At 57.5% G+C, this 20282-nt stretch carries 18 protein-coding genes; 9 read left to right on the top strand and 9 right to left on the bottom strand.

The genetic code is table 11. The features are described 5' to 3' along the window. Positions 1-7: 7 nt before the first annotated feature. Positions 8-652 (bottom strand): response regulator, encoded by a 645-nt coding sequence (locus PHACT_RS11095; RefSeq protein ID WP_070117827.1) that lies wholly within the window; start codon positions 650-652, stop codon positions 8-10. Between the two features lie 175 nt (positions 653-827). On the opposite strand from PHACT_RS11095, the gene PHACT_RS11090 reads away from it, so the two are divergent. Further along, positions 828-1589, top strand: a complete 762-nt coding sequence (locus PHACT_RS11090; protein WP_070117826.1) for a DUF2306 domain-containing protein — start codon at positions 828-830, stop codon at positions 1587-1589. A gap of 16 nt (positions 1590-1605) precedes the next feature. Here PHACT_RS11090 and kynU read toward each other — a convergent pair whose 3' ends face one another. Further along, a complete protein-coding gene (gene kynU, locus PHACT_RS11085) occupies positions 1606-2850 on the bottom strand; it encodes a kynureninase (protein ID WP_070117825.1) in 1245 nt (414 codons plus the stop codon). After that, on the bottom strand, positions 2847-3764 hold the full coding sequence (locus tag PHACT_RS11080) for an alpha/beta hydrolase family protein (protein ID WP_245730712.1): 918 nt from the start codon (positions 3762-3764) through the stop codon (positions 2847-2849). Before PHACT_RS11080 ends, kynU begins: the two co-directional genes overlap by 4 nt. 186 nt (positions 3765-3950) lie before the next feature. Here PHACT_RS11080 and PHACT_RS11075 point away from each other — a divergent pair, with 186 nt between their 5' ends. After that, entirely contained in the window at positions 3951-5039 is a 1089-nt protein-coding gene (locus tag PHACT_RS11075; protein ID WP_070117824.1) for a diguanylate cyclase domain-containing protein, read from the top strand. 73 nt (positions 5040-5112) lie between these two features. On the opposite strand, the gene lipA is transcribed toward PHACT_RS11075, so the two are convergent. Together lipA and PHACT_RS11065 are read right to left on the bottom strand one after the other, a co-directional pair. Continuing rightward, complete coding sequence (lipA, locus tag PHACT_RS11070) at positions 5113-6162, bottom strand: lipoyl synthase (RefSeq protein WP_070117823.1); 1050 nt, start codon at positions 6160-6162, stop codon at positions 5113-5115. Between the two features lie 326 nt (positions 6163-6488). After that, complete coding sequence (locus PHACT_RS11065; RefSeq protein ID WP_070117822.1) at positions 6489-7358, bottom strand: DMT family transporter; 870 nt, start codon at positions 7356-7358, stop codon at positions 6489-6491. Between the two features lie 82 nt (positions 7359-7440). On the opposite strand from PHACT_RS11065, the gene PHACT_RS11060 reads away from it, so the two are divergent. After that, positions 7441-8607 carry an acyl-CoA dehydrogenase family protein gene (locus PHACT_RS11060; RefSeq protein WP_070117821.1) on the top strand — a complete coding sequence of 389 codons (1167 nt, stop codon included), beginning with the start codon at positions 7441-7443 and terminating at the stop codon, positions 8605-8607. 365 nt (positions 8608-8972) lie between these two features. Here PHACT_RS11060 and trpE read toward each other — a convergent pair whose 3' ends face one another. The 4 genes from trpE to PHACT_RS11040 all read right to left on the bottom strand — a co-directional run bounded on the left by trpE (position 8973) and on the right by PHACT_RS11040 (position 13082). Continuing rightward, positions 8973-10463: an anthranilate synthase component I gene (gene trpE / locus PHACT_RS11055; RefSeq protein WP_070118362.1), complete on the bottom strand. Its 1491-nt coding sequence runs from the start codon at positions 10461-10463 to the stop codon at positions 8973-8975. Positions 10464-10487: 24 nt separating this feature from the next. After that, positions 10488-11159, bottom strand: coding sequence for a ribulose-phosphate 3-epimerase (gene rpe / locus PHACT_RS11050; RefSeq protein ID WP_070117820.1), 672 nt, complete (start codon positions 11157-11159; stop codon positions 10488-10490). Between the two features lie 145 nt (positions 11160-11304). After that, complete coding sequence (gene murU / locus PHACT_RS11045; protein ID WP_070117819.1) at positions 11305-11976, bottom strand: N-acetylmuramate alpha-1-phosphate uridylyltransferase MurU; 672 nt, start codon at positions 11974-11976, stop codon at positions 11305-11307. Further along, positions 11973-13082 (bottom strand): aminoglycoside phosphotransferase family protein, encoded by a 1110-nt coding sequence (locus PHACT_RS11040; RefSeq protein WP_083264528.1) that lies wholly within the window; start codon positions 13080-13082, stop codon positions 11973-11975. Before PHACT_RS11040 ends, murU begins: the two co-directional genes overlap by 4 nt. A 137-nt stretch (positions 13083-13219) precedes the next feature. On the opposite strand from PHACT_RS11040, the gene PHACT_RS11035 reads away from it, so the two are divergent. Genes PHACT_RS11035 through PHACT_RS11010 form a run of 6 tightly spaced genes read left to right on the top strand, consistent with a single transcriptional unit; the run spans position 13220 to position 20272 of the window. Next, positions 13220-15805 (top strand): LPS-assembly protein LptD, encoded by a 2586-nt coding sequence (locus PHACT_RS11035; RefSeq protein ID WP_070117818.1) that lies wholly within the window; start codon positions 13220-13222, stop codon positions 15803-15805. Next, on the top strand, positions 15798-17132 hold the full coding sequence (locus PHACT_RS11030) for a peptidylprolyl isomerase (protein WP_070117817.1): 1335 nt from the start codon (positions 15798-15800) through the stop codon (positions 17130-17132). Before PHACT_RS11035 ends, PHACT_RS11030 begins: the two co-directional genes overlap by 8 nt. A 41-nt stretch (positions 17133-17173) precedes the next feature. Further along, a complete protein-coding gene (pdxA, locus tag PHACT_RS11025) occupies positions 17174-18163 on the top strand; it encodes a 4-hydroxythreonine-4-phosphate dehydrogenase PdxA (protein WP_070117816.1) in 990 nt (329 codons plus the stop codon). A gap of 52 nt (positions 18164-18215) precedes the next feature. Continuing rightward, complete coding sequence (rsmA, locus tag PHACT_RS11020; protein ID WP_070117815.1) at positions 18216-19046, top strand: 16S rRNA (adenine(1518)-N(6)/adenine(1519)-N(6))-dimethyltransferase RsmA; 831 nt, start codon at positions 18216-18218, stop codon at positions 19044-19046. Positions 19047-19049: 3 nt separating this feature from the next. Next, positions 19050-19448 carry a Co2+/Mg2+ efflux protein ApaG gene (gene apaG / locus PHACT_RS11015; protein ID WP_070117814.1) on the top strand — a complete coding sequence of 133 codons (399 nt, stop codon included), beginning with the start codon at positions 19050-19052 and terminating at the stop codon, positions 19446-19448. Then, a complete protein-coding gene (locus PHACT_RS11010; RefSeq protein ID WP_070117813.1) occupies positions 19448-20272 on the top strand; it encodes a symmetrical bis(5'-nucleosyl)-tetraphosphatase in 825 nt (274 codons plus the stop codon). The genes apaG and PHACT_RS11010 overlap by 1 nt, the downstream gene beginning before the upstream one ends. The last annotated feature ends 10 nt before the right edge of the window (positions 20273-20282 follow it).

Genomic DNA, 20282 nt, shown 5'->3' with positions numbered 1-20282 from the left:
GTTGCACTCACAACAATCCCAGATTGATGGCGCGCAGCACAGCCTGCGTGCGATCACGCACGCCCAGCTTTTCCAATATGGAAGACACCTGATTCTTGATGGTACCTTCAGATTTGTGAATGGTGTTGGAAATTTCCCGATTGCTGAAGCCGCCGGCCATCAGACGCAGCACTTCTATTTCCTTGTCACTGAGTGCTTCCACCGCAGCGGTGTCATCGTACCGGGGCTCCATGGTCGACAACCCCTTGAGGATTCTTTCAGTCAGCGCTGGTTGCATCAAGGTCCCGCCAGCGTGAACGGTATCAATGGCACCCACCAGACTGTCCAGTGACACATCCTTGAGCAGGTAGCCACGCGCGCCGGCAGCAATACCTTCCATGACCAGCTGACTGTCGTCGAAGGTGGTCAGGATGATACTGGGCACCATACAGCCGGCGTCGCGCATGGCGTGCAACGCATCAATGCCGGTCATCTTCGGCATGCGAACATCTATCAATAGAACGTCCGGTTGAAATCTGGCGATACCGTCGACGACCTGACTACCGTCTTCGACCTGGCCGACAACCTCAATGTCCTTGCTGAGCTCGAGCAAACTGCAGATACCCAGACGCACAAGGTTCTGGTCTTCAGCCAACATGACACGTATTTTCATCTCCGGCTCCGACGCAGAGTAGCAATCAGTCTTTACCACAGTATGCCATACCCGCAATCGGCATCACTAGGTCATAAGTCATCCGTATCATTGTGGCTTTTGGCACTAGGCCGGTTGACAGACAAGCCCCAATATTAAGGTCCTTATCCGACTTTGCCAATCCGAGGTTCACATTATGTTCTGGCTTCATCAATCCGCTCTGTATCTGCATATTGTTGCCGGTGTCATCGCGCTGGTGATCTTCTGGGTACCGGCGATCAGCAAGAAAGGTGCCCTTAACCACAAACGTTTCGGCCGCATCTTCGCCATCATCATGTACACCGTCGGCTGGTCGGGCGTACTGATAACGTCCTTCGATCTGTGGCGCCCGCTGGTGACGCACCCAGTCCCCGTCACGACCACGCCTGCAGCCATAGACGCCTTCAGTGCCGAGGTCCGCGCCGCCGCAACATTCCTGCTCTCGCTCAGCATCCTGGTGCTGGCGACCACCCGCCACGGCTGGCTGGTCATTCAACACAAAGAGGATCGTCGCATCCTGCGCAGACCGGTGCATGTCGCGTTATGTCTGGCATTGCTGACTGCTGGCGTAACGTTACTGGTGCTGGGTGCTCGCCGAGGCGATATCCTGATGCTGATCTTTGGTGCTCTGGAGACCTGGGTAGCGGCGGGCTTCCTGCGCTACGGCTTCAAGGCTGAACTGGCCCACCCGCGAGAATGGTGGGTGGAACACCTGGGCGCACTGATCGCCTCAGGCATCGGCGCCTACACAGCATTTTTTGTAGTGGGCGCCGCCAGCCTGCTTGGTCCACTACTTGAAGGTGGCAGTTTTGCCGGCCTGGGCGTGGTGTTCTGGGTGTCGCCGGGCGTCATCGGCGGCATCGCAATCGGCAGACTGAGCCGCAAGTACCGCCAACGCTTTACTGTCAAACCTGGCTGAGTTCAAGAGACGATTCTCATGTAACCTTGTGCCTGACGGCATAGGCCGGATCGCGCCACAGCTCATCCCGCATAATCCGGCTCAGCACATCAACACTGCGCCCAATATCGGCAAACCGAAGAAACAATGGACTGAAGCCAACTCGCAGAATGTCCGGCGCGCGAAAATCCGCGATCACGCCGTGAGCAATCAATGCCTGGCAAATGGCAAACGCGTGCGGATGCCGATAGGCCAACTGGGCACCCCGTTGTGCTTCATCAACTGGCGACAGCAATTGCAGCTCGGCCAGTAATGGCGACTGAGCTACCCGCTGCATAAACACGCCAGCCAGTGCCAGCGATTTTTGACGCAACTGCGCCACATCCACATCGGCAAACACATCCAGCGCAGCATCCAGAATGCTCAGGGAAATCACCGGCGGCGTACCGGTAAGGAAGCCCGCCACGCCTGGCGCAGCCTGATAGGCATTGTCGAAATCAAATGGCGCCATATGGCCCATCCAGCCACTTAATGGCTGGGCGGCCTGCGCCTGATGCCGCCGGGCCACGTACAGAAATGCCGGGGCACCGGGACCACCGTTCAGGTATTTGTAACCGCACCCGACAGCAAAATCGGCGCGACAGGCATCCAGCTGCACAGGCACAACCCCCGCACTGTGCGCCAGATCCCAGATCACCAGAATCCCTCTGGCCTGCGCCTGCTCGGTGATCGCCTGCATGTCGTAGAGGGCACCACTGCGGAAGTTGACGTGGGAGAGCAACAGTACCGCAACGTCATCCGTCAGCGCTGACGCAATGTCATCATCTGCGGCCAGGCGTAATGAACACCTGTCTTCTCCCAGTTGCCTGGCAAGCCCCTGTACCATGTACAGATCAGTCGGAAAATTGCCCTGCTGGGACAACACCACATGACGTTCGTTATGCATCATCAATGCAGCGCTCAGCAGCTTGAAAATATTGACGGATATCGAATCGCAACAAATAGTTTGTCCTGGCGCCGCACCTATCAGTCTGGCAATTTTTTCACCCGCACTGAACGGCAGATCGATCCACTGATGCAGATTCCAGCTTTTGATCAGGTCCTGCCCCCACTGCTGCTCGACAACTTCCCTGGCACGCTGTTTAGCCGACACAGGCAGACATCCCAACGAGTTGCCATCGAGGTAGATCTGCTCAGCAGGGACATCAAACGCAGCAGTCTTGGCGGCCAGCGGATCCTGTCGGTCCATCTGTACCAGTGTGTCCTCGCTCCCGGCGGTCATTGCGGCAACACGCTTTGCAGGGTCGACAATAGCACTCTGAAGCTGCGTGTACCGGGATGTACCCAGTCAAAATGACCGCCACTTTCCACAAACAGCGTGCGCGCACCCACCATCAGCGCCTGGTTAACCGGCACCAGAGTATCGTCTGCTCCGTGCAACAGCACCGTGTTGGCATGGGCAGGATGGGCGCTGGGGTTGGCATCGTGATAAGCATCTGGCCGTTCCTGCGGTGTGCCGCCCATGAATAGCGGCGTGGCAGTTTCGCAGCTATTGCTGCCGGCCGCATAGGCATTGATGTCGGTTATCGCGGCCAGCCCCAGTACCGCCGATGCAGTCGGCGTTTCGCGGCCGGCGAGCAAAGCCAGATGACCACCGGCTGAGTGCCCGGCAATGACGAACCGGTCGGTGTCCACAGCATGATCGCCCAACGCCTGCAGGTGACGGGTCCCCGCCATAATGTCGTTGAACGAGCCCGGCCAGCCACCGCCGGTGTCACCAGTGCGCCGGTATTCCAGGGACCAGACTGCGTACCCGGCCTGCGCCAGCGCTGTGCTCAGGGCATAGGTATGGGTGATATCATAGGCATTGAGCCAGCACCCACCGTGGATCAGAATCACTACCGGCGCTCGGGCATCGGTTCCGGTATCGCCAGTATCGACTGTTGGCAACCATAACAGCCCGACCTGTAGCACATCACTGCCATAGGCAATACGGGCATCCGGCTGACGCACCGGTAACGCCGCGACTTCGCTGAAAGCAATATTGGCAGCAACAGGCTCATATTCGATGGGCGCTGAAGGCTCATATTCGATCTGCGCGGCCACGGAACAGGCCGGCATCGACAATATCAGCAGGCTCAGCGTCGCAATAACCAGCCCCGCGCGACGCCAATCAGATGGCACGATTATAGACATAAACTATTCCTGCTATTGGACGACAAACCGTGAACGCATTCAATATTATCCCGGTTTGGACGCTCGCGGCTATGGTACCTGTGTCAGCACACTTGAATTCCGGCCACAGCCAAGACACTATACGGCCCCAATAAAAGAATAAAAATACCCGATATTGTATGTCGGTATATAGAGTACGAGGATCAGATGGCTCAACAGGAAGCAGTTGACTCAATCGCTAAAATCCAGAAATTGCGCCTGCAACGCATGACCTGGGGTTTGGGCGCGCAGTTCAGCACTTGGCTGGTCATCGTCGGGCTGTATCTGTTTGGCATGGTTCCAATGCTACCTGCCGCTATCTATTTCCTGATGATTTTGACCATCAATCTTGTCTTTGCCTTACTGATAAAGGCCAACGTCAACCTTAGATTTAGAGACCCCAGCATGACCGCGGCGCAGATCGTCGCACCGATTTGGCCTGCTGTCATTCTCATGTACTTTGTCGCTGACCCCCAGGCACGGACAGCCTTTCTGTTGACGGCAATCAGCGGCCTGATGTTCGGTTCGTTCGCATTGTCACGCCGCAGCATGCTGGCAGTGAGCGCCTTCATCCTGACCAGCTACCTGGCACTGCTGACCGCCCTACACCTGTTTGCCCCGTCACGCATGGACTGGCGCATTGAACTCATTATCGTTTTCACCTACGCCTCAGTCCTGGTAACGGTCGCCTACCTGGGCAGCTACATATCCAGTATCCGCAACACCTTGCGGGAAAAGAACGTCCTGTTGGCTGAGTTGGCCGCACGCGACCCACTCACCCAATTGCCGAACCGGCGCTCACTGATGGACCAATTGTCCCAGGAAGTCGCCCGCTTCGAGCGCCGCACGGCCAATGAGCATGAGCTTTGTGTCAGCATGCTCGACGTGGATCACTTCAAACGAATCAATGATACCTGGGGGCATGATACCGGCGACGCGATTTTGTGCCGCATCAGCAACGAGTTGCGCAAAATCATGAGACAAGGTGATTTTCTGGGACGGTTTGGTGGCGAGGAGTTTATTGTCATATTGCCCGAATCGACCCTGGAAGCTGCCCAGCACACGGCCGACCGTATCAAGGACTGTGTCGCCAATCTGCATTTTCCGGAATTGCCAGACGGAGAACGGATAACAGTCTCTCAAGGGGTATCAATCTACCAGCCCGGAGAGCGGATAGAGGCCACTCTGAAGCGCGCCGATGAAGCCCTCTACATTGCCAAGGAAGAAGGGCGCAACAGAATCGTTGTCGGCCACTGAACACAGCCCTGAGCAAGACGAGCAGCCCTGAGCGGGTCAAACAGCCTTGAGCGAGATGAACAGCCTTGAGGGATTAAACAGCCTTGAGCGGAATCAGGTTCTCGTTCTCAGCCAGAGCAGGCAGCTCCGGCAACGGAATCCCCAGGTTATTCTTCTCGAATACCCGGTCCGCCCGATAGCTTGACCGCACCAACGGCCCTGCCGCCACTTCCATAAACCCCTTGGCCAACCCCAGCTCACGATAACGATTGAACTCTTCCGGGCTGACAAACCGCTCAACCTTCAGGTGATTACGTGTCGGCTGCAGATACTGCCCCAGGGTCAGGATGTCGACGCCTATTTCGCGCAGAGCATCCATGGTCTCCAGGATTTCTGCTTCCGTCTCACCCAACCCCAGCATTAGACTGGTTTTGGTCAGCACCGTGGGCCGGTGCTGTTTGGCGAACGCCAGCACGTCCAGCGTTCTCTGATAACCGGCACGCGGATCCCGTACCGGGTGCGTCAGACGTTCAACGGTTTCCACATTCTGCGCAAACACTTCCAGACCGGAGTCGACGACTCTGGCAACCGCCTCCATGTCGCCACTGAAGTCCGGCGTCAACGCTTCAACAGTCACCTGCGGGGTGCGCGCCTTGATGGCCGACACACACGCGGCATAGTGTGCCGCGCCGCCATCTTCAAGGTCGTCCCTATCCACCGATGTCAGCACAATATAGCGCAGCCCCATCAGTTCCACCGACTTCGCTACGTGCTCGGGCTCATCCACATCCAGCCAGCCGCCGGGATTACCGGTATCCACTGCGCAGAATTTGCAGGCCCGCGTGCACACCGACCCCATCACCATGATGGTGGCGGTGCCGTTATTCCAGCATTCGCCGATGTTGGGGCAATGGGATTCCTCACAAACCGTACTCAGCCGGTTCTCGCGCACGTTCGCCTTGACCGCCTCAAAACGCTCGCCACCGGGCATACGCGCCCGCAACCACTTGGGCTTGCGCGACACGGGCACAACCTGTTCCACGACGCTAGCGGACTTTTTCACGCCATCCTTGATCGCGGTAAAGCCTTGTTCACTGCGGAACTTGCTGCCACTGGGAATGGAGGGTGGGCGCTGCTGACTCATCTATTGCTGATCCTGTGATCAAAAAACCAATGCACCATGATACCGCATTTGAGCGCTCATCATAAGGCTGTCCCTTCGCCATGGGCATCGGGGTGGGGCTGCGGCTCTTGAGATAGTGATAGATGTCACGCCGCCGGGGCCGGGGGGGCTGCAGTTGAAGGTTCCATTGCACGAAGGTCGTCTGGGTGGGAGTGGCTGATTGAGGAGCGTATGCGACCCTTGGACGGTCGCATCCGAGCCCCCCAGGGACGGGTTTACGGGCGACTCCGAGAGCAGCCACTCCCACCCCGACGACCTGACGAAAGAACGCATCCCATAAATAGTTCCTATTCCGGCACCCGGTACCGTAGCGCCCGCCGCCGCTGATCCAGCCCCAGCCACACCAGCGGCACCACAATCATCAGACTGCCCGCCACAAACCAGACATCCGGCACCTCCGCAAACCACACCCAGCCAATGGCCACCGCCCAGATCAGCCCCGTGTACTCCGCACTGGTCACCTGGTTGGCGTCTACATCCCGGTATGCCAGCAACACCGTGATGCTGTATCCGAGAATCAGTACGCCCGAGCCAATGGCGCCCATCAACACGCGCGGTTCCAGCGCCAGCCCTTCCCAGACAAAAAACGCGGCAGCTACGGGCAGCACCAGCAGATAACTCATGAACAGACGATGCAATGTGGTGTGCTGCGCCGGCAGCATCCGCACCATGACGGCATTGACAGCCAATGCCAACGCCCCGCCCAGTGCCGCCAGTGCACCCCAGTTGAACTCCACCGGACGCAGGATCACCACAATGCCGGCGAATCCGCTGAACACCGCAAACACACTGAGCACTGTCAGTTTTTCCCGGAATACCACCACCGCCAACAGCATCACCAGAATGGGTGCCACGTAAAACACTGCATTGGCCGTCGCCAGCGGCAACGACGTCAACGCCACTACCATACAGAAAATGCCTGCCATACCGGCCAGCGAACGAAAGGCATGCACACGCAGACCCGCAAACGGCGTGACCAGATCAAAGCGGCGATACAACGGCAGCAATATCAGCAGTGACAGCAGGCTGCGCAGAAATATGAACTGGAAAATCGGCACGTCTTCGCCCATGACCTTGACGAAGACATCAGACCCCACTGCCAGCGCGTTGCCAATAATCAACAGAACAATGGCTTTGGTGATGCTTCCTGCAGGCATTTAGGCGTCCAATTCTGAATCAATTCATACTATGATGGGGGATAGTTGCAGCATACTAAAAATCGACGGGAGAAACACCACAGTGGACTTTAATCTGACCGAGAACCAGCGTGAGATTGCCGAAGCCGTGTCACAGCTATGCGCCCGCTTTGACGCGAAGTACTGGCGCGACTGCGATGCTGATGCCCGCTTTCCGGAAGAATTCGTGTCCGCCATCACCAGAGCCGGCTGGCTTGGCATCGCCATGCCGGAAGCCTACGGCGGCGCTGGCCTCGGCATCACCGAAGCCGCGTTGATGGCGCACCGCATTACACGCTCCGGCGCCGGCATGAGCGGCGCCTCGGCCATCCACATGAACCTGTTCGGCCCTCACCCGATTGTGGTATTTGGTAGCGAGGAACAAAAGCAGCGCTTCCTGCCGCCGCTGATTGCCGGCACCGAACGCACCTGTTTTGGCGTCACTGAACCCGACGCCGGCCTCAATACCACGGCGCTGGAAACCCGCGCTAAACGTGACGGTGACCACTACATCATCAACGGTCGCAAAATGTGGACCACCACGGCACAAACCGCGACTCACATTCTGCTGATCACCCGCACCACGCCGCTGGCAGATTGCAAAAAACCCACCGACGGTCTGTCCCTGTTTTACACACCACTGGACCGCAACAAAATTGAGGTGCGCCGCATTCCCAAAATGGGCCGCGCTGCCGTCGACTCCAATGCACTCTTCATAGACAACCTGGAAGTGCCCGTGGCCAACCGTATCGGTGACGAGGGTGACGGCTGGCGCTGCCTGTTGCACGGCCTGAATCCGGAACGCATCCTGGTCGCCGCCGAAGCTGTCGGCATCGGTCAGGTCGCACTGGAAAAAGCGGCTGGCTACGCTCGTGAACGCATCGTATTTGACCGCCCGATCGGTCAGAACCAGGCCATCGCGCACCCACTGGCGGAATGCTGGATGGCGCTGGAAGCGGCATGGCTGATGACCTGCAAAGCGGCCAGCCTGTACGATTCGGGTCAAAGCTGTGGCATCGAAGCCAACTCAGCGAAATACCTGGCCGCGGAGGCTGCATTCAAGGCATGCGAGCGTGCGGTGTTGACGCTGGGTGGCATGGGGTACGCTAAAGAATATGATGTCGAGAGGTTATTCCGCGAGGTGCTTATTCCGCGCATTGCGCCGGTGAGCCAGGAGATGATCAAAAACTTCATCGCCGAAAAAGTCCTCGATCAACCACGCTCTTACTGAGTGAAACGGGCAGTGCAATGCCGCCGGCGTGAGGGTAGCTGCTTTCGGAAACGCCCGTAAACCCATCCATGGGGGGCTCGGATGCGACCGTCCAAGGGTCGCATACGCTCCTCAAACAGCCACCCTCACCCCGACGGCTTCGGCAGCATCCAAGCCGGGCATATTAGTGGCATGTACCAGACTCAGCAGCAATGGGAATGGATAGGAAGTGCCACGGATCCAGGGGGCTTCGGGGCGGGGTGACTGGTTTGAGGAGCTTCGGCGGACAGGGACGTCCGCCGAAGAGCCCTACAGGGATGTACTTGTGGGCGTCTCCGAAAACAGTTACCCCGTCCCGGAGACCTTGCCACTGGCACTGGTGGGCCTCAGGATAAACGCAGACCCTGTTCAGCCAATGCCACCGCGCGGAAAATCGCACGCGCCTTGTTCAGCGTCTCCTCCCACTCCATCTGTGGCACCGAATCAGCAACCACACCCGCGCCTGCCTGCACATACAAAGTCGAGTTTTTAATCACGGCAGTGCGAATGGCAATCGCCATGTCCATGTTGCCACCCCAGCCAATATACCCCATGGCACCACCGTAAACGCCACGCTTGACCGGTTCCAGCTCATCGATGATCTCCATCGCCCGCACTTTGGGCGCCCCGCTCAAGGTGCCGACCGGCAGGGTCGCTTTCAACACATCCAGTGCCGTTTTGTCGTCCCGCATCTCGCTCTCGACAATAGAAGCAATGTGCATGACATGCGAATAACGCTCAACAAACATCTTCTTGGGCACCGTCACCGTGCCCGTCTTTGACACCCGGCCCGAATCGTTGCGGCTCAGGTCAATCAGCATCAGATGCTCGGCAATTTCCTTGGCATCAGCCAGCAGCTCCTGCTCAAGCGCCAGGTCTTCCTCTTCGGTAGCGCCGCGCTTGCGGGTACCTGCCAGCGGCCGCACCGTGATCAGGCCATCTTCAACGCGCGCCAATATCTCCGGTGAAGCACTGACGATGTGATGATCACCCATGTTGAAGAACACCATGTAGGGCGATGGATTCAGATAACGCAGAGCCCGGTAGGCCTGCATCGGGTCGCCCCGGAACGGAACCGACATACGTTGCGCCAGCACCACCTGCATGACGTCGCCGGCGAGGATGTAATCCTTGATTCTGTTGACCGCTTTCTCAAACGGCGCCTGATCAAAACTCGATCTGAAATCCTGCTCCTCGCTCTGCAAGACAGGCGACGACGAGGAATCGACGGCAGGCAACGCCAACGGTTTCGCCAGTGTTGCCTCGATGCTGTCCAGTCGCGCCTGTGCCCCGGCCCATGCATCCGGACCTGTCGGATCTGTATTGCAGACGATGGCGATGGTGCCACGCAGATTATCAAAAACCACCACTTCTTCAGACACCATCAGCAGGATGTCCGGCGTGTCGATTTCATCGCTACCCGGCGCGGCGCCCAGAGACGGCTCCACATAACGCACCGAATCGTAGCCAAAGTAACCAACCAGTCCCCCACTGAAACGTGGCACACCCGCTATCTCTGCCACCCGGTAACGCGCCTTGAACGCTTCCACAAACACAAACGGGTCATCCGTTTCGTGGCTCTCCGTCACTTCCCCGTCGGTCTCGACAGTAATGCGGTTGCCAATAACGCGCATGACAGTGCGGCAAGGCAGGCCGATGATGGAGTAGCGCCCCCATTTTTCACCGCCCTGCACAGATTCAAACAGGTAGGTGTGTACACCATCGGCCAGCTTTGTATAAGTGCTTAGTGGCGTTTCAAAATCGGCAAGAACTTCACGCACTACCGGAATCAGGTTGTAACCTTCGGCAGCCAGCTGCTGGAATTGTTCGGCACTCATGCGGGTCATGCTTTTCCCCTGCGCTCAGGCAACAGTCTGTAACTGCTGACGCATTTTTGAAATTGTCTGCTGGTAACTGTCACTGTTGAATATCGCCGAACCGGCAACAAACATGTCGGCGCCAGCGGCGGCGATCTCGGCTATATTGTCGACGGTGACACCGCCATCAACTTCCAGGCGAATATCGCGACCACTGTCGTCGATCAGTCGACGTACCTGTTGCAGTTTTTTCAGCGCTGTCGGGATAAACTTCTGGCCACCAAAGCCGGGGTTGACTGACATAACCAGAATCAAATCGACCTTGTCCAGCACATACTCCAGACACTCAAGGCTGGTACCCGGGTTCAGCACCAGACCTGCATGGCAGCCGGCATCGCGAATCAGTTGCAGAGAACGATCGACATGCAATGATGCTTCCGGATGAAAGCTGATATACGTGGCACCTGCTTTGGCGAAATCCTGAATCATCTGATCAACCGGGCTCACCATCAGGTGCACATCAATCGGTGCCGTCACGCCATAGTTGCGTAACGCTTTGCACACCATGGGGCCAATGGTCAGGTTAGGCACATAGTGATTATCCATTACATCAAAGTGAACCACGTCGGCACCGGCTGCCAGCACAGCGTCTACTTCTTCCCCCAGACGGGCAAAATCGGCAGACAAAATGGACGGGGCGATAAGCATGTCTTTCATAATCAGTTTCCCGGAATTTGATCGCTTTCAGGTCTGTTTTGGCGCACAGACACGCCACAAGGGCTGCATTTTAACGTCAATCTGCATAAATTGCGTGGCTTTCTTGCCTCAGTTCATTTCGGCATTTTGCCGACGCCGGGCCCGGTCACTCTGCACGTAGTCGGGCATCCAGCGTCGCCAGTTTTTCCGGCGTGCCTATATCCTGCCAGTCGCCATCATGACGCTGGCCGGTAACCAGGCCACGTTTAATGGCGTCCTGCAACAACGGACCCAGCGCCAGAAATTGTTCGTGGTAACCGGCGAACAGGTCTTTATGCAAGACACTGACACCACTGTAGGTCAGCCGTGGCGCCACATCCATTGACACGCGGCCAGCGTCGGTCAGGCCAAAATCCCCGTCCGGATGATGCGCTGTGTTGGGCGCCAGCACCAGATGCGCCAACGCATTGTCCGGGGCCAATGGTGCCAGGGCAGCAAAATCAAAGTCGGTCCAGACATCCCCGTTAACAATAATAAAACTGTCATCACCCAGCATGGGTAAAGCACGAATGATGCCACCGGCCGTTTCCAGACGCTCGGCCTCAGGTGAATAACGAAGCTGGACGGCATAGTCACTGCCGTCGCCCAGTGCCGCTTCTATCTGCTCGCCCAGATGATGATGATTAATGACAATGTCTGTCACGCCAGCGCTCTGCAGACGCAGGATGTGCCACTCGATCAGGCTGCGCCCACCGGCCCGCAACAATGGCTTGGGCGTCGTCTGTGTCAGCGGCAGCATGCGTTTGCCCTGGCCCGCTGCCAGTATCATGGCTTTCACGGCTGCGCCTCCGTTGAACCAAACTCGGCGAGCCGGGCCTGCATCTTCGGCATCGGTCCGGCCTGAAACCAGTCCAGAAACGGTTTCATTGATGGGTGTCTTGCCGCCACGCGGCAGACATAGTCCATAACCACCGGCAAATCCTGCAGGTAGCGGTGTTTGTTGTCGCGCAACGCCAGTCGGCAAAAAATACCTAGCACCTTGATATGGCGTTGCAACCCCATCAAATCAAAATCCTGCATAAATTCGGACAGACTGTAGGAAGACGGCACGATACCACGGGCCTGCGCACTTTCGTGGTAGGTCGCAGCCCAACGCTCGACATCCGGCTGCGGCCAGACGATATAGCAGTCTCTGAGCAGCGATACCAGGTCATAGGTCACAGGGCCGATGACTGCATCCTGAAAATCGATGACTCCCGGGGCCTGGTCTTCATGCAGTTCCCCGTCATCGCCGGGCCTGACCATCAGGTTGCGCGAATGATAGTCACGATGAACCCGCACCTGGGGCTGTGCCAGCGCTGCGTCTTCGAGTACACGCCAGCATGTGTCCAGCATGGCGCGTTCGTCGTCATCCAGCTCCATATCCAGCATACCGGCACAGAACCAGTCGTCGAACAGGATCAACTCTCGATGTAACAATGTCCGGTCATAAGGCGGCAGTGACGTAGGCGCCGGGTCTGCCTGCAGTGCCAGTAATGCACGCATGGCCTGCCCATACAGTGCGTCAACGCGCACCCTGTCGTGTTCGGCCTGAGCCTGCTGCAGACAGGGTAGAAACAACTGGTCACCGAAGTCTTCCAGCACCATGAAACCCTGTTCCACATCATGGGCATGGATCTGCGGCGTGTGTACACCCGCGGCACCGAATTCGCTGGCGGCGCGCAGAAAGGCCGGATTATTTTCCTGTTCAGGTGGTGCATCCACCAGCATCAGGCTGGATGGCAGCTCCGGCAGCTGTGGGTGGAGGCGAAAATAACGCCGAAAACTTGCGTCGCCCCCCAGACCGTTGGCCTTCACCACACCGGGGTCTACCCCGAACTGTCGCCGGATTGCTCCCTGAGCCCAGTCCTGTAGCTGCTGCTGCCTTGCCTCTGCTTTTTCCATGTCAGCTCCTGCCCCACGAGCGTTGCCGGTATTGGCTTTATATAAAAACGTCAATGAATTATCATGCGGACGCTGTTAATCCAGACTGCCGCCAATTTGTTCGACCCCTATTCTATTGCCACGGATCGCCCGCACCAATGCTACAGCAGACAAAACCATCAGCCTCGCGACCGGCGGCGGCATTGTTTCCGCTCAAACCTGTGCGCTCAGGCCCGGCGTTGGCGGCGTTCCTGATCCTGGCAGCCTCGGTCAATGTTCAGGCCCAGAACCAAGGCCAAGACCAGAACCAAGGCCAAGACCAGAACCAGAGCCAAGACCAAAACCAAAACCAGACTGAGAACAGCCCCGGCATTCTGACAGACTGGCAAACGCGCGCAACTCTCGACGAAGCGCGACAGCAGCAAATGCCGGCCGCGTGTTGCGGCATGTTTGTTGAACCGCCTCGTACCGGCGAGTTTTCCGATCAGGACCCTGATCTGTCACCGACCGAACTCGAGACCCCCAATCAGGTCCGGCAGCCCGAGCCCAGCCAGCTTTATGTCGATGGCAGTGTCAGTGTGCAGCAGGGTTATCGGACATTGCAGGCTGATGAAGGCCTGCACCTGGACGAAACCACCAACATTCTGACCCTGCAGGGCGATGTCATGTTCCGCGAGCCCGGCTTTCTGGTGACCGGCGAAGGCGCACGGATTGATCAGAACACGGGGGTCAACGAAGTCGAGCGAGCCTCCTATGTCATCCACGACAGCCAGATTCACGGTTCCGCTTCGCAATTAAGCTACAACAGCGAAAGCGGCATGCTGACGCTGGAGAATGGCGAGTTCAGTCGCTGCGAACCCATGGATCCGTTCTGGGTCATGCAGGCCCGGGGCCTGCGCCTGGACAACGCACGCGGCGTTGGTTATGCCAATGATGTCACCTTGCGCATCCGCGACGTACCGGTGTTTTATTATCCCTATACGCTGCAGTTCCCCATCAGTGATCAGCGTGTTTCCGGGGTTCTGCCACCTTCACTGAGCAACAGCCGCGATGGTGGCGTTGATCTGGCAGTGCCGTATTATTTCAATCTGGCTCCCCACTACGACGCCACCCTGACACCCCGCATCATAACCAAACGTGGTGCCATGCTCAGCGCCGAACTGCGCTATCTGGCATCGTGGTCGATGAATACCATCAACCTGGCGTTGCTGCCAAAGGATGACACCTTTGATCCGGCGCGCGCCGACGAGCCGGGTAGCGATACGCCACCGCAGGAAAAACGCTGGTTCATGGGCATACAGCATGAAGGCCGGTTGGGCGAGAATTGGCAGACCTTTGTTGACTTCAACGCGGTCAGCGATGCCGATTATTTTCGCGACCTGGGCAGCAGCGACTTTAATCTGGACAGTCGTACCCACCTGAACAAGGAAGGCGTACTGCGCTGGCAGAATGACGAGCTACGGGCCGATGCGCGCGTGCAACGCATTGAAATTATTGATAGCTACATCGCGTCTATTGATATCAACAAACCCTTCGACCGTCTGCCCGAACTGAGCCTGCAGGGCGATTACCGGGCGGGCAACCGCCTGCGTTATGGATTTAACAGCAGCCACGTCAACTTCGATCGCTCGCTAAACGCCTCGTTACTGTCGGACGATCAGATTTCGCGCGGTGCGCTGGTCACCGGTCAGCGCTTTGTTGCCGAACCCTATGTCAGCCTGCCGGTGCGCCGCCCGGGCTGGTTTGTTGTGCCCACGGCAAAGTACCGCTACGCCAGCTGGATGCTTGACCATCAGGCAGAAGGCACGGATGACGCGCCTGATCGCGGCATTGGTGTGTTCAGCCTCGACAGCGGCCTGATCTTTGAGCGACCGGTGAACATCGCCAGCGAGAACATGACACAGACGCTGGAGCCGCGACTGTATTACCTGTACAGCGAATACGAAGAACAGCAGACGATTCCGACCTTTGACACGGCACAGCTGAACTTCAACTTTGCCCAGCTGTTCCGTGACGACCGCTTTAGCGGCCCTGACCGGGTGGGTGATGCCAACCAGATCAGCGCTGCTGTCACCACCCGCTTTATTGGCAGCAATGGCATTGAGCGCGCCCGATTCAGTGCCGGCCAGATATTCTATTTCGAGGACAGAAAAGTCTCCCTGAACAGCCCGTTGCAGAACTGGCTGTTGTTGCAACCGCTGGACACAGAGCGCTCGGCGCTGGTGCTGGAAGCGGCCGCCGAGCCCCATCCCGGCTTGCGCCTGCTGGCCGACCTGCAGTGGGATCAGGAGAACAGCAATATCGATGAAGGCAGCCTCGCGGTGCAGTTTCAGGCCTCCAACAATGCGCTGTTCAACGCGGCCTTCCGCTACCGGGAGCGCACCGACGTCTTTCTGGACGCGCCACCGCTACTGGACCCCCGCATCAAACAGATCGATCTGTCGGCGGTATGGCCGTTGAACGATAATTGGCGCCTGCTCGGTCGATGGAACTATGACCACAGCAATAGCAGGAACCTTGAAACCTTTGGCGGGGTCGAATACAGTAACTGTTGCGCAACCATGCGCCTCATCGCCCGCGACTGGGTCAACGATTACGAATTTTTTGAGCAGAATTCCAGGCAGAACCGGGGCATCTTCTTTCAGTTGTCTTTGCATGGCCTGGGCGACCTGACCGGCGGCGGCCTGGGCAACCTGATCAGAGACAGCATCCCCGGCTTTAAGGAGCAAGACGTTAATGAATAAGTACACCCGTCACATTTTAGCGGCCAGCAGGACCGTCAGCATCTGCGCCATCGCCACTCTGGCAATGCTGAGCGGCAGCGTCATTGCCCAGGAACGTCAGGTGCTGGATCGTGTCATCGCTCTGGTTGACGAAGGCGTCATACTGCAAAGTGAATATGACGCACGCTTGCAGGAAATTCTGCAACGCGCCGAAGAAATGGACATGCAGCTGCCGCCCCCTGCCCAGTTGCGCGAACAGGTGATGGAGAACCTGATTATCGAAAGCCTGCAGCTACAGCTTGCCGAGCGGGTTGGCATCCGGTTTGATGATGACACCCTGAACCGTGTCATGACCGACATGGCACGCCAGAACAACATGACCTTTGAGCAATACGTCGATGCGCTTGAATCACAGGGCGTTTACCTGACCACACGTGAGCGTATCCGCAAGGAACTGGCCGTCAACGAAGTTCAGCGCGGCATGGTCAACCGGCGCATCAATATTACTGATCAGGAAATCGGCAATTACCTGAACTCGGAAAGTGGCCGCGATGCCATGGCGCCCGACTATCTGGTCGACCAGATTCTGATCCCGGTGCTGGCAACGGATAGTCCCGAGGTCGAGCGCGCCAAGGAAGCCTTTGCCAACGACCTGCGACAACAAATCGGTGGCGGTGAAGACTTTGCTGATGTACGCATGCAGGCCCAGCAGGCTGCTGCTGCCGGGTCAGCGCGGGCGTTCGCCGTCAGTGGTGGCGAACTGGGTTGGCGTAAAGCGGATCGCTTGCCGACGCTGTTTGCCGACATTGTTCCGGACATGACGACTGGCGCAGTCTCCGAGCCTATTCGCAGTTCCAATGGCTTTCACCTGATCAAACTCAGTGATGTGCGCGGTGACTCCAACCGACTGGTCAAGCAGACTGAGGCCCGCCATGTTCTGATCGCGCCCAATGAGATCCGCACCGAAGATCAGGCTCGCCGACTGGCGCAGGAAGTCTACGAACGTATCGATGGCGGCGAAGACTTCAATATCGTCGCCCGGCAGCTATCCGATGATACTCAATCCGTGGTTGCCGGTGGCGATCTGGGCTGGGTCAGTGACGGCGGCATGCCCCCGGAGTTTGCGGAAGTGGTCAGCGAGCTGGACATTGGTGAACTGAGCGAGCCGTTCCGAACCAGTTTCGGCTGGCATGTTGCCGAAGTGACCGGACGTCGCGAACAGGATCTGAGTCGCGAATACCGCCGCCAACAGGCAACAAACGCCCTGCGTGAACGTAAATTCGATGTAGAGCTGGAAAACTGGATGCTCGAGATCCGCGACGAAGCGTACGTCAAAATCATTAATTGACCCATTCGGCTCACACACTCTGACGCAAGCGGCATCACCTTATGGCATTGCAATTAGCTGTGACGACCGGCGAACCGGCAGGCATAGGTCCGGACCTGCTTGTTCAACTGATGCAGAACGTCAGTCAATTGCCTGACGACTGCGGGCTGGTGGCAATTGCTGACCCCGACCTGCTGATCCAACGCGCATCGGCGCTGGGCCTGCCATTGAACACCTCAGTCTGGCAGCCCGGCAGCGCCACAAAACGCGCCAACTCGCACATAGATGTGCTGCCAGTGACACTGGCAGCACCCTGCCAGGCCGGCACCCCGGATACCCGCAACGCCACCTATGTTCTGCAGACTTTACGCTGTGCTGCACAGGCCTGCGTAGACAAAGAACTGCACGGAATGGTGACCGCGCCAGTGCACAAAGGCATCATCAATGACGCTGGCATCGCGTTTTCCGGCCACACCGAATTTCTAGCCGAATTCTGCCATGTTGACCTGACCGTGATGATGCTTGCCACCGAGGGACTTCGGGTGGCACTGGCCACCACACACCTGCCCTTGCGTCATGTCGCCGATGCCATCACCGCGCCTTTGTTGCGCGATATTCTGGCGATACTGCATCAGGATCTGCGCGAGAAATTTGGTCTCGCCAACCCACGGATACTGGTTTGCGGCCTGAACCCGCATGCCGGCGAGAATGGCCACCTGGGGCGCGAAGAGATCGACGTTATCGAACCGGTTTTAAACCAGTTGCGCGACACCGGCATGCAACTGGTCGGCCCGTTGCCCGCCGACACGCTGTTCACTGACAAGTATCTGTCGCAGTGTGACGCGGTGCTGGCCATGTATCATGATCAGGGTCTGCCGGTACTAAAATACAAAGGCTTCGGTCGCGCCAGCAATATCACGCTGGGACTGCCGATTATCCGCACCTCTGTCGACCACGGTACCGCGCTGGATCTGGCTGCCACCGGCCGCGCTGACGGTGGCAGCCTGCTTAATGCCATTGAGACAGCCTGCCAGATGGCCAGACGGCGCTAAGCCAATACTCACCGATTCCATTGACGATCCGGTAAACATCAAGAGATCCCCTATGTCACCATCCTATACTGGCAAATCAATTGCCTTGCCAGAGCACAGAGCCCGTAAACGGTTTGGCCAGAATTTTTTGCAGGATGACAATATTATCCGCCGTATTGTGGCGGCGATCGCCCCCGGTGCCGGGCAGCATATCGTGGAGATTGGCCCCGGTCAGGGCGCCATTACCACACCCCTGCTCGCCAGTGGTGCCCGCCTGGATGCGATTGAGCTCGATCGCGATCTGGCAGCCTGGTTGCAATCGCGTTTCGCCGATGTGGCAACATTCAGCCTGCATCAGGCCGATGTCCTCAAATTTGACCTGGCGTCACTGACCACGAGTGAACGCAGCCTCAGCATTGTTGGCAACCTGCCTTACAATATTTCCACACCCTGCATTTTTCATCTGCTCAAATACCAGTCGCTGATTCACGAAATGACGTTTATGCTGCAACTGGAGGTGGTGCAACGGCTGGCTGCACAAGTCGGTGACAATCAATATGGCCGCCTTGGCATCATGGCCCAGTATTATTGCCAGGTAGATCATCTTTTTGATGTGCCACCCGGCGCGTTCCACCCACAGCCCAAGGTCACGTCGGCAATTGTCCGCCTGACACCCCATCGGGAGCAAAAACTCGTTGCGACCAGCACCTCCATGTTGCAGGATGTGGTTCGAACCGCTTTTTCACAACGACGGAAGACACTGAGAAACTGCCTTAAAACATTGATACAGGATATAAAGCCAGACGACCTGCCCGTGGACCTGAGTCTACGCCCAGAGAACCTGAGCCTGACCGACTATGTCAATCTGAGCAACACACTCAGTGCCGCACGACAGGAGCAGTAATCAATGGCCACGACCGATACCCGGGGCGACGCTGACCACAACATTGATATTTCCGTGCAGACCCAATATCTGACCGAACAATCCGATCCGGCCAACGACCGTTATGCCTTTGCCTACACCATTGGCATCGAGAATCTTGGCGATACCCCGGTCAAGCTGTTAACCCGCCACTGGCTGATCACCGATGACAACGACCAGGTTGAGGAAGTTCGCGGAGACGGCGTGGTCGGTTTGCAGCCCCTGATTCAGCCAGGGCAAAAATTTGTCTATACCAGCGGTGCTGTGCTCACCACAAAATTTGGTACCATGCAGGGAAGTTACCGCATGGAACATGCCGACGGCAGTCAGTTCGACACTGCCATACCGGCATTTCTGCTTTCACAACCACTCTCGGTGCACTGATGGCGACTTACGCGATTGGCGACATCCAGGGCTGCTACAAGCCCCTGCGCAAGCTTCTCAAGGCGGTGGCGTTTCAGCCTGGCGCCGACGAACTGTGGTGTGTCGGTGACCTCATCAATCGCGGCCCCAAGTCGCTGGACACATTGCGCTACCTGCGCGACATTGGCGATTCAGCGACGGTGGTACTGGGCAATCACGACCTGCACTTTCTGGCACTCTATTATGAATGCACACCGGACACCCTCAATGGTCGGCACACGCTGGACGAATTGCTCGCTGCACCTGACTGCAACGAGCTGGCAGACTGGTTGCGCCACAAACCTCTGGCCCATCATGACAGCGTGCTGGGTTCCCGCGGCGTGCAGAACTACCTGATGGTTCATGCCGGCACACCACCACAATGGGATCTGCCAACAACCCTGGCCCGCTCTGCCGAAGTCGAAGCTGCGCTCAAGGGGCCGGACTTTCGCAAGTTCCTGAATAAAATGTACGGAAACAAGCCGACACGCTGGAAAGAGTCGCTGACCGGGCGAAAACGCCTGCGCATGATCACCAACTATCTAACCCGAATGCGGTTTTGTGACGCTGGCGGCAAACTCGATCTCACTATCAAAGAAGGTATCAATCAGGCCCCTGATGGCTATCGCCCCTGGTTTGAGTTCGAGCAGATTACCAACGAAGACACCAGCATTCTGTTTGGTCATTGGGCCGCTCTGGATGGAGTTACCCAGCGCGAACGAGTACATGCCCTGGACACTGGCTGCGTCTGGGGGCGGGAGCTCACCATGATGCGCCTGCAAGATCACAAACTGTTCAGCGTCTGATAGACTCTGG

This window comes from Pseudohongiella acticola, from assembly GCF_001758195.1.
GTDB lineage: Bacteria > Pseudomonadota > Gammaproteobacteria > Pseudomonadales > Pseudohongiellaceae > Pseudohongiella > Pseudohongiella acticola.
The sequence above is the reverse complement of the archived record's forward strand: the minus strand, read 5'-3'. Positions and strand labels throughout refer to the sequence as shown.

Excerpts from the sequence above, each read along its gene's own strand:
- PHACT_RS11095 (WP_070117827.1), bottom strand. The coding sequence starts at position 652 with ATGAAAATACGTGTCATGTTGGCTGAAGACCAGAACCTTGTGCGTCTG.
- PHACT_RS11090 (WP_070117826.1), top strand. The coding sequence starts at position 828 with ATGTTCTGGCTTCATCAATCCGCTCTGTATCTGCATATTGTTGCCGGT.
- kynU (WP_070117825.1), bottom strand. The coding sequence starts at position 2,850 with ATGACCGCCGGGAGCGAGGACACACTGGTACAGATGGACCGACAGGAT.
- PHACT_RS11080 (WP_245730712.1), bottom strand. The coding sequence starts at position 3,764 with ATGTCTATAATCGTGCCATCTGATTGGCGTCGCGCGGGGCTGGTTATT.
- PHACT_RS11075 (WP_070117824.1), top strand. The coding sequence starts at position 3,951 with ATGGCTCAACAGGAAGCAGTTGACTCAATCGCTAAAATCCAGAAATTG.
- lipA (WP_070117823.1), bottom strand. The coding sequence starts at position 6,162 with ATGAGTCAGCAGCGCCCACCCTCCATTCCCAGTGGCAGCAAGTTCCGC.
- PHACT_RS11065 (WP_070117822.1), bottom strand. The coding sequence starts at position 7,358 with ATGCCTGCAGGAAGCATCACCAAAGCCATTGTTCTGTTGATTATTGGC.
- trpE (WP_070118362.1), bottom strand. The coding sequence starts at position 10,463 with ATGAGTGCCGAACAATTCCAGCAGCTGGCTGCCGAAGGTTACAACCTG.
- rpe (WP_070117820.1), bottom strand. The coding sequence starts at position 11,159 with ATGAAAGACATGCTTATCGCCCCGTCCATTTTGTCTGCCGATTTTGCC.
- PHACT_RS11040 (WP_083264528.1), bottom strand. The coding sequence starts at position 13,082 with ATGGAAAAAGCAGAGGCAAGGCAGCAGCAGCTACAGGACTGGGCTCAG.
- PHACT_RS11035 (WP_070117818.1), top strand. The coding sequence starts at position 13,220 with ATGCTACAGCAGACAAAACCATCAGCCTCGCGACCGGCGGCGGCATTG.
- PHACT_RS11030 (WP_070117817.1), top strand. The coding sequence starts at position 15,798 with ATGAATAAGTACACCCGTCACATTTTAGCGGCCAGCAGGACCGTCAGC.
- pdxA (WP_070117816.1), top strand. The coding sequence starts at position 17,174 with ATGGCATTGCAATTAGCTGTGACGACCGGCGAACCGGCAGGCATAGGT.
- rsmA (WP_070117815.1), top strand. The coding sequence starts at position 18,216 with ATGTCACCATCCTATACTGGCAAATCAATTGCCTTGCCAGAGCACAGA.
- apaG (WP_070117814.1), top strand. The coding sequence starts at position 19,050 with ATGGCCACGACCGATACCCGGGGCGACGCTGACCACAACATTGATATT.
- PHACT_RS11010 (WP_070117813.1), top strand. The coding sequence starts at position 19,448 with ATGGCGACTTACGCGATTGGCGACATCCAGGGCTGCTACAAGCCCCTG.